11 protein-coding genes and 1 tRNA gene are annotated in these 13,024 nt (G+C 32.8%); 8 read left to right on the plus strand and 4 right to left on the minus strand.

Translation table 11 applies throughout. From position 1 onward, the window contains the following. Positions 1 to 1,394: hypothetical protein (locus VLB80_04845; protein HSC25511.1), on the minus strand; the 1,394-nt coding region annotated here is incomplete at its 3' end. A 195-nt stretch (positions 1,395 to 1,589) separates the two neighbouring features. Between VLB80_04845 and VLB80_04850 the strand changes: the two genes are divergently transcribed. Further along, complete coding sequence (locus VLB80_04850; protein HSC25512.1) at positions 1,590 to 2,177, plus strand: GNAT family N-acetyltransferase; 588 nt, start codon at positions 1,590 to 1,592, stop codon at positions 2,175 to 2,177. 134 nt (positions 2,178 to 2,311) lie between these two features. Here the strand turns inward: VLB80_04850 and VLB80_04855 are convergent, their stop codons facing one another. Further along, entirely contained in the window at positions 2,312 to 4,339 is a 2,028-nt protein-coding gene (locus VLB80_04855; GenBank protein ID HSC25513.1) for a hypothetical protein, read from the minus strand. Positions 4,340 to 4,716: 377 nt separating this feature from the next. On the opposite strand from VLB80_04855, the gene VLB80_04860 reads away from it, so the two are divergent. The 5 genes from VLB80_04860 (at position 4,717) to VLB80_04880 (ending at position 10,111) form a co-directional block, all read left to right on the plus strand. Then, positions 4,717 to 7,107, plus strand: a complete 2,391-nt coding sequence (locus tag VLB80_04860; protein HSC25514.1) for a DNA translocase FtsK — start codon at positions 4,717 to 4,719, stop codon at positions 7,105 to 7,107. A 155-nt stretch (positions 7,108 to 7,262) separates the two neighbouring features. Continuing rightward, positions 7,263 to 8,672, plus strand: a complete 1,410-nt coding sequence (murF, locus tag VLB80_04865; GenBank protein HSC25515.1) for a UDP-N-acetylmuramoyl-tripeptide--D-alanyl-D-alanine ligase — start codon at positions 7,263 to 7,265, stop codon at positions 8,670 to 8,672. An 11-nt stretch (positions 8,673 to 8,683) separates the two neighbouring features. Then, positions 8,684 to 9,604 (plus strand): 16S rRNA (cytosine(1402)-N(4))-methyltransferase RsmH, encoded by a 921-nt coding sequence (gene rsmH / locus VLB80_04870; GenBank protein HSC25516.1) that lies wholly within the window; start codon positions 8,684 to 8,686, stop codon positions 9,602 to 9,604. 120 nt (positions 9,605 to 9,724) lie between these two features. Then, positions 9,725 to 10,015 (plus strand): septation regulator SpoVG, encoded by a 291-nt coding sequence (spoVG, locus tag VLB80_04875; GenBank protein HSC25517.1) that lies wholly within the window; start codon positions 9,725 to 9,727, stop codon positions 10,013 to 10,015. 22 nt (positions 10,016 to 10,037) lie between these two features. Then, positions 10,038 to 10,111: transfer RNA gene (locus VLB80_04880), tRNA-Gln, on the plus strand. A gap of 130 nt (positions 10,112 to 10,241) precedes the next feature. On the opposite strand, the gene VLB80_04885 is transcribed toward VLB80_04880, so the two are convergent. Both VLB80_04885 and VLB80_04890 read right to left on the minus strand, forming a co-directional pair. Beyond that, on the minus strand, positions 10,242 to 10,784 hold the full coding sequence (locus VLB80_04885) for a hypothetical protein (GenBank protein HSC25518.1): 543 nt from the start codon (positions 10,782 to 10,784) through the stop codon (positions 10,242 to 10,244). Further along, positions 10,781 to 11,455, minus strand: coding sequence for a hypothetical protein (locus VLB80_04890; protein HSC25519.1), 675 nt, complete (start codon positions 11,453 to 11,455; stop codon positions 10,781 to 10,783). The genes VLB80_04885 and VLB80_04890 overlap by 4 nt, the downstream gene beginning before the upstream one ends. A 151-nt stretch (positions 11,456 to 11,606) precedes the next feature. Between VLB80_04890 and VLB80_04895 the strand changes: the two genes are divergently transcribed. Both VLB80_04895 and VLB80_04900 read left to right on the plus strand, forming a co-directional pair. After that, positions 11,607 to 12,716, plus strand: a complete 1,110-nt coding sequence (locus VLB80_04895) for a hypothetical protein (protein ID HSC25520.1) — start codon at positions 11,607 to 11,609, stop codon at positions 12,714 to 12,716. Positions 12,717 to 12,795: 79 nt separating this feature from the next. Continuing rightward, entirely contained in the window at positions 12,796 to 13,023 is a 228-nt protein-coding gene (locus VLB80_04900) for a hypothetical protein (GenBank protein ID HSC25521.1), read from the plus strand. Position 13,024: the final 1 nt, after the last annotated feature.

Consider the following 13,024-nt stretch of genomic DNA (forward strand, 5'->3'; position numbering starts at 1 on the left):
GTACCAGACAAGGGAACAGGTGTATTTGTTCCATCACCTATAAAGCCATATGTTTGCGCATCACCTTTTAGCGCCCAGGTATTTGCAGGAAACACTGGAGCATTATTGCAATCGCGTAATTCAATATGTTCATGCGACATGCCCCAATAGTTATAGCCTATGTCCCATGAAAAACCATGATGAGTATAATTAATCATTGCAACAACATCCCCTTGTACACCAATACTAACATTAACGTTACGTGTGCTAAAGTTTGCCACAGGAGAGTATTCGGCATTAAATTGTGATGCTGCCGCGGTAACAGTTCCACCTAATCCTCCACTTTCAGTATTACCAAAAAGGTTAGTAGTAGGTTTAAGGTTCATTTTTGAAGCAAGCATATAACGACTATTTGGTTTACCAATTAGATCAAATGTACGAGTTTGTGTTGCATTAAATAGATGAGTTACATCAGCTTCAAAGACAAAATCAAGATGTCTTTCATCGTCTTCGCTACGCCACATTGTCCAGTGTGCACTAAATCCTACACCAAGTTCCCAGTGTTTTCCATTGCCTACCTGTGTTTCAAAAATAAACTCACCATGAGGGCGCTTGCCGGTAGGGGCAGCAGCTTGGATATTAAATCCAAAATGATAATCTTCATCAAGATAATTCCATCCTAATTCACCTCGCAATTCAGCAAATCCGGTAGTACTTTTTTTTTCAGTAGCAATTTTTGCTTTTAATAAAGGATCTGCGGTAATACCAGGAACAGTAAGAGTTGTATTACCATTGAAAAATGAAAGAGCTGTTGATAATAATGTGTTAGCAGGAATTGCATTTTGACTAAAAAAACCTGGTGCATAGCCTATAGTTCCTGATTGTTCTACAAGTTCACATGCATTAAAGTCAACTCTATTATTAACAACGGGACCATATATCCTAAAGTAAAGTCCTTTAAGCCATTCATCGAGGCCCACGTAAAGATTAAAATCTACTAAGAAGTTTTGCACTTTTGGCGCAAATGAAATGGTACTTTTAAAATCTCGTGGTAAATAAAAATTTTCTGCCATCCAATCTTTTTTGATATTTATTGGAGTAGCTTGAGTGCCCGTGATGGAAAGTTTATTTTCATTTATTAAACTTGACCCAAAGTAGCATTCGGTTAATTGATCTGCTCTAAATGTTTGATCGTATTGTGGCGTTACATTAAATGTACCATAGAATGATTCCATATCATGTAAATAAACATGATGACTTGTTGTACCAACTAACTTGCGTGCAGTATCACGGCCCTCTGAACGCCATTGCACGAACGGCGCTACCCGAAATGACTCCTCAGAGTCATTTGCATGTAGTACACTTATATGTGCACATAGTGCTACTAACAATATTTTTTGTGATGATTTTTTCATACTTTTCAACTCCCTATGTAAATAACATATTTATTTCTTATGGCCTAATATAGTATGACTTTATCGTATTTGTAAAGAGGGGAAGCCTCAATTCAATGTATTCTAAAATATTTTGTAAAGATTTAAAATTATAAAATTTATAGCAAAAAGATAGTGTAGTAAAAATATTAATTAATAAAAAAATAGGAACTATTTATGATAGCAAGTTATATAAAAAAAATTATCTTTTTGATGAGTTTTGTATGTATTGTTTGTGTTAGTTTTGGGATGTACTATTATTCAAAATTTTTACAGAATCATGCAATAGATATTGGCTTGCATGCGTGTATTTGTGAGTTTAATCCTTTGTGTGATACGGAACCAATTTTAAATATCTTTAAAAATAATTGGCATGCACTTGTTGAGGATGTTGATTATTCGCCTGAATTTATGATGCAAAACCGCACCCCAGATAATGATGAAAAGCATTTTGGAATATTAGTAATTAAGGTAATTCGTGAAAAAAATAAACTGGCTGCTTTTACTGCTTATTATATGAAAACACCAGAAGAAGGCATCGTGCTTTTTTTAGCTGTAGATCATAATTTTAGAGGTAAACGATATGGATATAAGTTAATGCAATATGCCCTTAAAGAACTAAAATACATGGGGGCGAAATCAGTTGGTCTTTGGGTTCTTATTAATAATATCCCTGCAAGAAAAATTTATAGAGAATTAGGTTTTATTGAAAAAGTCTATGATGAAAGAGAAAGTGTTTATCTTGAGTATAATGCAAACTTCTAATATATAATTTAAATTATTTAATTTATTCCATAAGCAAAAAGGCTTAGCATATGCTAAGCCTTTTTGAGTATTCGTTTTTGTTTGCTTTGCTCGGTAAGATTTACCCAACATTATAACAATGATTTATATCATTATTAATGGAAGGATATACCACCTTTAACTTCAACAGCCCACTTAGATAATGCACAACTTGCAGAGCTTGGACAATTGTTTGTAGTTGTTACCGTTGTTGTTGGACAGTCATCATCACTGCCACTATGACTGCCAAATTCAGCACTGAAACCAGCACCTACATAAGGAACCCATCTATCACGATCTGTCCATGTATAGCTGAAATGAGTAAATACTTTATGTGATATTCCGCGTTGTTCAGCCCCTTCTATATCAAAATCAGTTGCTGATATGAATATAGGTTGAACTGAAGTGTTTATACGTGTGGTTGATGGTGTTGTTACTGTACCACCAAAAACAAATAAATCAGTGTTTGTAGTCGCTGGCGGAATAGGTGCGCCTACAGCTAATGCTGCATTATCTATACCAGTGTTTGCTAATGGGGTTGTTGTTCCTACATTGGTACCAGTGAAGATAGTTGCTTTACTTTCCGTTGCTCCAAGACCAAAGAAAACAGTTCCATCAGCAGTGTAACCAGCTATACTTGCATCACCTTTAAGTGCCCATGTGTTTGCTGGGAATGGAACTACGCCACAAGAGTCATCACAGTCATCAGAAAGGCTAATTTTTGATGCTGACATGCCCCAGAAGTTGTAGCCAAGGTCCCATGAGAAACCACGGAAAGTATAATTAAACATTGCAACAACGTCACCTTGTGCGCCAATACTTACTTTAACATCACGGGTGCTAAAGTTTGCAACAGGAGAATATATACCAGATTGACCTTCTTGAACATTAAATTGTGGTGTGTTAGGAACTAATTGTAGATTTGCAGGAGAAGTAGTTATTAATTGCTCCGCAAGCATATAACGGCTGTTTGGTTTGCCTTTAAGATCAAAAGTACGTTTTTGTTTTGCTTTGAACAAGTGAGTTACATCAGCTTCAACAATAAAGCTGAATGATTTATCACCATCTTCACTGTTCCACATTGTCCAACTACCACCAACTCCTACACCAAGTTCCCAATGTTTACCATTACCAATTTGTGCAGGGAACAAGAATTCAGCATTTGGTCGTGTACCTGTTGGTGCAGCAGCTTGAATATTCAAGAGTAAACGATATTTTTCTTGAATATAGTTCCAACCAAATTCACCACGTAACTCAGCAAATCCTGTTTTATGTTGTCTTGATGATCCGCAATCATCATCACAAGGATTTGTTCCTGGGATAATGCAATCAGAGAATTTTGCAAACATCAATGGTTGAGCAACAACTTCTTGTCGAGGGTATTTTGGCAATTCACATCCACCAAAGAAGCTAAGTGCATTTTGGAATAATGATTGTTGCTGTACGGCAGTATTAGGGTCGAAGTATCCTTCTGTATAGCCACCACCAATAGCAGTTACGTTTCCTGTAGCAGGATCAAATCCAGTTGTTGCAGTTCCTTTATTGATCACAGTTTCTTCTGCATGCAAACTAGCTCTGTTCCAAACAACTGGTCCGTATAATCTAAAGTATAGACCAGTACACCATCTATCAAATCCAACAAACAAGTTGAAGTCAACGACTACATCTTGAACTTTTGGCCTGAAGCTTATAGTACTTTTGAAATCACGAGCGAGATAGAAGTTTTCTGCCATCCATTCTGTAGCTGCGCGTGTTGTTCCGGTTGGTTGATTTAAACCAGAAATTGTTAAGATGCTACTATCGTCGCAATCATTATCACATCTATTTAAATTAGTTGTCGGTGTTGTGGTATTAGATGTTAAGCTATTTCCAAATAGGCAGTGAGCAAGATTTTTGCCTCTGAATGATTGATCATATTGTACGGTAGCATTAAATGTGCCATAGGTACCTTCTATGTCACCTTGATAAACAGCATAGCTAGTTGTGCCATATAATTTGCGTGCTGTATCTCTACCTTGTGATCGCCATTGTAAAAATGGCACAACATGATTGCCATTATCATTGTCAGCTTGTAGCATGATATTATTTGTTATTGCGCTGTAAAGCACAACCAATGAAAACAATTTTTTTGAGTATTGTTTCATAATCTAACTCCTTTTACTCAATCTAGATATATCTGATAAATTAATTTCACAGAGACCTTTTTTATATAGAGATATGTGAAATAGTGTAACATGTACTATTTTTTTCTGTGTAATCTCTCCTTTCCTTGAATGATGTTATTTATTTTTTATTCAAGCATATTTTTATATCTCTGTACAATATAGTATTGCCAGATCTAAATTGTAAAGAAAATTATAAGCAACTATGCTGTGGAAGGACTTTTACGTTTATTGAACAGACTAAAATGCTTCTGGTACTAGGTTGTTTTATTAAATTATTTTATATTTCATCATGGAGTGAATGTTTTAGAATGATTACGAGATTTAAAATTGATATAAAAATTTTGTAGGAGTTTTGTATGAATATATTTTTTTATGAAAACAATAAAACTTTATATTATTTTAGTATAACTTTTTATATAAGTAGTATTATTTTTTTTCTTATTTCTCTTCTTTCATATAATGCTACCGATAATTCTTTTTTTTATGTTTCAAGTAATCCGCATAACGCTACCAATTATTGTGGTTTTATTGGTGCTCAAATTGCAGCCGTTTTATTTTATTTATTTGGCGGAGCATCATTTTTATTAGTAATTCCATTATTATACGGAGGATTTATTTTTTTTATTAAACGATCATTTAGATCAGAATGGGAAAGGCTATGCGCTGCTCTTTATTTACCTTTTGTGGGAGCAGCATTACTTACCGTATATGAAATTGATTTTTTATGGAGTCCTTACCCTGGTGGAAGAATGGGATTATTATTTACACAAAAACTTGTGTATTATTTTGATAATATTGGATGTATATTTTTTTTATACAGTAGCTTAGGTGCCATCTTAATTTTACTATTTCGTTGGTCGTTTATGTACGCTGTACAATTCAGCATATCAAGTATAACAACAGTTTATTTACTGATGAAAAAATATCATGTAATAAGTACTATAGCTGACACTGTTGCATCCTTTTTATATTTTGTTTTAATTCGTTTTCCATTATTAGTGTCTCATTTTGTTACATCGCTTTTTGATGAAACAACATTCTATGGAACAGGGTTATTGTGTCCTGAAGATGGTTATGAACAGATACAACATGTTACTGCACAAAAATATCAAAATTTACATTTTTTTACTATGCCATTATTCCCTAAATCTGGTGAACATAAAATTAATAGTATAATTTCTTATGTTATAGTAACAAAATCTAATAAAGGGTATATACAAAAAATACTTAATGTTCACAATAAGTATACTGCTTGCGTAACAGATTGTAAGAATGTTCAAAATAATTCCATGTCAACTATTATTAAGCCGGTTCTGCATTACACGTTACCATATATGAATATTTTTATCGCTGAAAAGTATGCCATTGATAATAATGATGATGAAAATGAATTACGCCAACGTGCATATATTTTACAAGATAAACTTAAACGCTTTGGTATTAATGGAGAAATCGTTGCTATTAAGCAAGGTCCCGTAGTAACTTTGTTCGAATATCAACCAGACGCTAATACTAAATTAAGTAAAATTATTGTATTAGAAGATGATCTTGCTATGGCCCTACAAGCATTAAGTATTCGTATTATTGCTCCGATACCAGGACGATCAGTTGTAGGCTTTGAGGTTTCTAATACCCTTCGCCATGATGTATTATTTTCACAGGTTGCTACTCAAGCTATATATACACAATTTTCTGGTGATTTACCGCTTGTCTTAGGCAAAGATACTATTGGAAGTGTAGTTGTTGTAGATCTAGCTAAAATGCCACATTTACTTATTGCAGGCTCAACAGGCTCAGGAAAATCAGTTGCTCTTAATGCTATTTTAATAAGCTTATTATGTAAATTAAGCCCTGATAAATTAAAACTTATTTTAATTGACCCTAAACGATTAGAATTTGCAGCATTTACTGACATTGCCCATTTATTATTCCCTGTTGTTACAAGTCCTATTAATGCAACTTTAGTATTACGATGGGTCGTACAAGAAATGGAGGAACGTTATGAAAAAATGGCGCAACATGGAGCGCGTAATATTACTGATTATAATAATAAAATTATATCCGCTTTTAAAACTTCTTCAAAAAAATATGATAGCGATCAACACAAAAACGAAAAAAACGCACTACCATTTATTGTTGTTATGATTGATGAATTAGCAGATTTAATGATCACCGCAGGCCGTGATGTCGAAAGTCTTATTACACGAATCACACAAATGGCTCGTGCTGCAGGGATTCATATGATTGTTGCAACGCAACGACCCTCTGTTGATGTTATTACGGGATTAATTAAAGCTAATTTTCCAAGTAGAATATCATTTAGAGTTACATCTCGTATTGATTCGCGTACTATTTTAGATACAATGGGAGCAGATCGTTTATTAGGCAAAGGAGATATGCTTTTTCTTGATGCTACAACATCACAATTAAAACGTGTTCATGGTGCTTATGTTTCTGACAAAGAAATTGAGCAAGTTGTTAATCATATACATCAGCAACAAAAGGTTACTTATTTAGATATGAATAGCATTGTATCATTACACAAACAAGATTCATTAGAAATTAATGATGCATTGTATGAAGATATTAAAGTTTTTTTAAAAGAAATTGATGAAATTTCTATTTCTTTATTACAAAGAAAATTTCATATTGGTTATAATAGATCAGCTCGCATTATTGGTTTGCTTGAATCACAAGGTTTAATAATGCCACAAAATGATGGTAAAATGAGAAAAGTAATTCGTTAACGTATTATCTCGTTACTTTATCTTGTCTTAACTTGACAACTGTTAAAAAAAAAGAGATCTTAATGCCATTGTACAGACGTACAATAATTAGTTTATTTGTGTTTTTTATGTAGCCGGATGTAGTAGTAGTTTTTTATTTCCAACGGAGATCATCAATGCGATTTGACAAGTCTTTTATAACAAAAACATTACCTCAACTATCGATTGCATTCGGAAATTTTCCAGATAATGCAACTTTTTCTATTGATTCGCGTGAGGTAAAGGCAGGAGATATTTTTATTGCACTTAAAGGTGCTGAGCATGATGGACATGAATTTGTCGCTCAGGCACTTCAAAATGGTGCTGTAGGTCTTATTATTGCAGAATCAAAAAAAGATATTCTTAATGAAATAAAAAATTTAGAAACTAAGTTAGTTCTTTTAGTTAAAGATCCGCTTGAGGCACTTTTTCAACTCGCAGCAGCATGGCGTTTGCAATTTAATTATCCAGTTATTGCTATTACAGGATCGGTAGGCAAAACATCGACAAAAGAAATTCTTTCTCAAATTATGTTACATGCTAACAAAAAATATTTTGTTTCTCATGGTAATCAAAATACTAAAATCGGCCTTGCTCTTAATATACTTCGTATGAAAATAGATCATGAATTAACCATTTTCGAACTAGGTATTAGTAAGCGCAGCGAAATGGCTGATCTTGCTTGTTTATTACGTCCAACATCAGCAATGATTACCAATATTGGACATCAGCATATGGATGGCCTGGGCTCACTCAATGATATTGCACTTGAAAAACGAGATGTTTTTAAGTATTTTATTGAAAATAATATTGGAATAATTAATGGTGACCAACAAATTCTTGCTCATGTTTCTTATCAACACCCTGTTATTAAATTTGGATCAAAAACAACAAATCAAATTCAAGCAAGAAAAATAAGAGTTTCTGGATCTCACATTAATTTTGTCTTAAAAATATATAAAAAAAAATATTCCATAGTACTTGATAATCCTCATGTTGGTGCGGTGTTTAATGTTCTTGCTGCGACTGCTGCAGCTCATTGGCTGGGGATATCTGATGAAATTATCATTAAGGCTGTACAAAAGCCATGTATAATTGAAGGACGCTTTGAAGAACGTTTGGTTAATGGTAATCGAGGCATATTGATTAATGATTGTTATAATGCAAATCCAGAAAGTATGAAAGCTGCATTATTGGCGTTTCAACAGATAGAAACAAAATCACCAAAAATCGCTATTTTGGGTGATATGCTTGGCTTAGGTGTTAATAGCCCTTTTTGGCATCGTCAAGTAGGGCGTTTTTTGCGTAAAGTTCCATCATTAAATAAAGTAATTTTAGTTGGGAATCTAGTTTCTTGGATTAAAAAAACAGCTCCAGTTGGTTTACGCATTGAAGTAGTTGAATCATGGCAAGATGCTGTTCATCGAATTGAAAATGAACTCAATACAAAACCAGCAATTTTGGTTAAAGCATCACGTGCAATTGGCCTTGAAAATTTAGTATCAATTTTAACAACAAAAAGTGATATTCAATCATCACAATTATAGTTAGTTTGTAAATGGACATATTTAATCAAGAAAATTTAGTATCGTTTTTTCATAAAACCGTTTTGGTAGACGAGGTGCTCCATTATCTTGATCCTCAACCCGGTAAGTTATATTGTGATGCTACATTTGGCTCTGGTGGCCATACCAAAGCTATCCTAGATAAACAATCGGAATGCAAAGTTGTAGCAATTGATTGGGATGCAATATCAATTGAGACATATGCTCCACCTCTAGAACAAATATACCATAATCGATTGCATATGATATGGGGTAATTTCGCTAATTTATATCGTTTGTTGCAAAAAGCGAAAGTAGGAAAAGTTGATGGTATTCTCGCTGACTTTGGCACATCACAAATGCACATAAAAGAACGAGCAGGTTTTTCGTTTTATAGAGATTCTGAACTTGATATGAGAATGTCACCTGCTCACCAACAGATAACAGCCGAACAGGTTATTAATAGATCTTCTGAGAAAAAATTATGTGAAATTTTTTGGCAACTTGGACAAGAAGTGCATGCAAAAAAAATAGTAGCTGCAATTATTGAAGCTCGTCAAAAAAAAGAAATTCGTACAACAAGAGAATTAGCAATGTTGATTGAGAAAGTGATTCCTCGTCAAGGAAGATCATCAAAAATTCATCCGGCAACAAAAGTTTTTCAGGCATTACGTATTTATGTTAATCATGAAATAAATAATATTGTCGGTTTTTTATCTGGCGCGTTACAGGTTTTGAAACCTCAAGGCTTGTTATTATGTATTTCATTTCATTCCTTAGAAGATCGAATTGTAAAACAATTTTTTAAAGAAAAAGCTGAAGAAGGAAAATTAGAAATACTTACTAAGCGTGTTGTTGTGCCAACAGTAGAAGAAGTCACTAAAAATCCATCATCACGCTCAGCAAAATTGAGAGTTGCACGATTTATTGGATAATAATTATGAAAAATGTATACCATTACATATTTTGTTTGACAAAAATATGTAATGGTATACATTAAAATACGAGCAGTAAAGAAGCAAAAAAAACGACATTTATCCTTAAGGATTACAACAATGGAAATCACGGAAGTAAAAGTATTTCCGGTAACGGATGGTGAAAAATTGAAAGCGTATGCGACCATCGTTTTTGATAATGCATTTATAATTCGAGATCTCAAGGTCATTGAAGGTGTTAAAGGTTTGTTTGTCTCAATGCCATCACGCAAACGTAAAGATGGGACATTTCGCGATGTTGTTCACCCTCTAAACCCTGAAACACGTAGTATGATTGAAGAGCGTGTTGTTCGAGAATATAAAAGTGTTATGGATTTAGGTGATAGTCATGTATCTGTTGATGAAGAATAATTGAAATATTTATATATTTTTTTGGGGCGTGGCCAAGTGGTAAGGCAATAGGTTTTGGTCCTATGATCGGAGGTTCGAATCCTTCCGCCCCAGCCAAACAGTACCATCGGTTTTTTTCTTGATAGCATCAATTTTTTGATCAGCTATTTTTTTGTTTCACATTTTTTTCGAAAAAGTGATTAACAAGCAACAACCTAAAAAAACAATTACCATATATATTGCTAAATTATTGTATAAATCCATGAATTGGCCATGGCGATGAAAAATCAAGATGTACATCATACAAAAATTTATGTTGAACTAAGAATTGTATCCGTTGAACATTAATATCATTATTGATCATTGTCTTAAGTAGACCTTCAATCAACATCCATTTTTTAAAAATTGTATCTTTTTTGCACAATATATTGTGATTAAATGAAAGATATACATCACCTGCAGATGACAACAAAACAGATTGCAATGTTATTTTTTTTGCTATAATATTTTCTTCATTTAGTAACGCAAGCCACCCGTTAATTAATTGAATAATATTTTTCTCAACACTCTCTGTCCACAAAATTTCTTGTTTTTCTGTTTTCCACTTATTGCTATGAAAAAAATAATGAATTACTCGTTTTTTTTGTATTACCGCTGATGTCATCGACACTGTTCTAGTAGGCCACGCAAAACAAAAAAATATCCATCCATTATATATAGCAAAAAATAAGAATGCGAATAAAAACGAACTTAAAGATAAATAAAGATAACAACGCACCGAGATATTCAATTATTTCCTTCGCAGTGATTCAACGCTACAAAAATAGCGTTCACGAGTGGCTCACAGTAATCGTGCCATAATTCTTTACCTTTAACCCCTAAATCCAACGTGATACTTGGTGCAACAACACCAATAAGCGGCTTTATTGGTAAACTGAAAGATCCTTTGATAACGAATAATGTTTGATATTTCTGATCAGCTAATTCTTTTACGAATAATTGAGTTATCATATCAGTTGTATCTTTATTAATCCTATAAGCTTGATCATAACTATGCACTATCAATCCCTGTTGGCAACGCATAAAATCATTACCATAAGAAAATTGATATATATAAATTGTTGGCTTAGCATCTTCGGTATAATAAAAATTAAGATTAATAAATAAATCTACATTATTACGATTAGCAAGAGTTGCATTTTGGAGTTCGTATACAGTATCACCTGGCATACGTGTAATAATAACGGTAGTATATGGATCACGTTTTTCAATAAGTGATTTTATTTTTTCAGCACATTGTAAAGTTAATCCTCGCTCAAAACCATCGCCTATACACCTTCCCGTATGCCTGACATCCCCAAAAGGATCAAGCACGATAATACGCTGATTATGTTTTTCACTAACTGGTAACCCAAATATCATTGCAAAAATAAACAATAAAAAAAAATATTTTATCTGCATATTTAATCAGTTATAAAAAAATTGTTGAAAAAATTATACAGCGATTAGTAATAGGCCGTTCATTGCTTCATTTTTACAAATAAAACTTTAACCTATCTAATAATTTTTGTAAACTAATGCGTAAGATGAAGTTACTAATAAAGAGGTTTTCATGTACAATAAGATGCTTATCAGTGTATTTCTGTTAAAATTATGTTGCATCATTACTACTAATTTAGCAATGAATAATCAAGAACAGACATCAAAATTAGTGGCGGTTATAATGAATCCTCTTGTAAGAAAATCTCTTCAAGGGATAACATATAAAAATCATACCGAAATAGATCCCTTATTATTTAATACTATTGTCTCAATGACAAGTTACAACAATCCTAATTCTTTACAAACACCATTGGAATGTATTGGGAGCATATACAACTGCAATACATCATCAAGATTTACACAATTTAGATATCCAGTAACATGTTCCAATACTGAATTAAAAATGCATGACGATTGTACAATAACACTTACAGACATTCCCTCCTCTAATATTGTCATCCAGATGCCCAATAGCGAAGAAAAAATTACTCTTGATAATACTATGGTTACCTATCAAGCTATCAAATCACTATTTAACCTTAATAACAATGAAGCGGAAACCAAAATTCCCCAATTATTATATTTTATAATAGAAAATGCAACACAATCAATTACATCAAATGCAAGCAAATATATAGTATACGTGGCTAATAATTTTATTTTTCAACAGACAAATTATGGACTCATACAATTTCTACCACAGAAGAATCAAGAACAGAATAGCACAATATTATCTGGTTTTGATACAGGCTATCATGATTGCGAATTAAACTGGGTAGATAAATCGAAGCCAATGATATATGATAATAAAGGTGATTGTTGGTATCTTCTTTATGCTATTGATCAAGAAAAAGCAAAAAGGAAATTAGCAAAGAATAATCAATTTATTGTTGAAGTAAAGGATGAAAATAATAACACAATAAAAATGCTCATAACTAGTGGCGTGTGGTATTCATCCACATTCAGGCTTCAACTGACCCCTTATGGTAATCCAAAATTACTGCCTGTTGAAGGTGAAAATATAAAAATTATACAAGCGAGCATAGATCCTGCTTGTGCACCAAAACAACAATCAAATTACCTTGTGAAACTATTCAGGTATGGTAGTTTTGCTTCAATTTTTGTAGGGCTTATATACGGTTTATATTATTATAAAGGGTATATTCTACGTTATATATAATTTTTTCTTAGGTTCACTTGACTCTTGCAGACATAAAAATATATGATCAGGATATAAAAATAAAAAAAAGGAGTTACAAATGTTTACAATCTTCCAACATATAGCACCAATATATCAAGGATTATTATACTGCATAACAGGAATAATAATGTTGCTTTATGCACTCGGTATTATTTCGCAAGGAATTACAACAATTGTTATACTCTTTGCGATCTTTCTTATCGCGATTGGATCTATAAAAATGGGTTTATATCCGAAACTTACAAAAATATTAAATGAACCGCCAAAGCATCATAGAAAGGAATAGT

The sequence above is a fragment of the Candidatus Babeliales bacterium genome (assembly GCA_035455925.1).
GTDB lineage: Bacteria > Babelota > Babeliae > Babelales > Vermiphilaceae > SOIL31.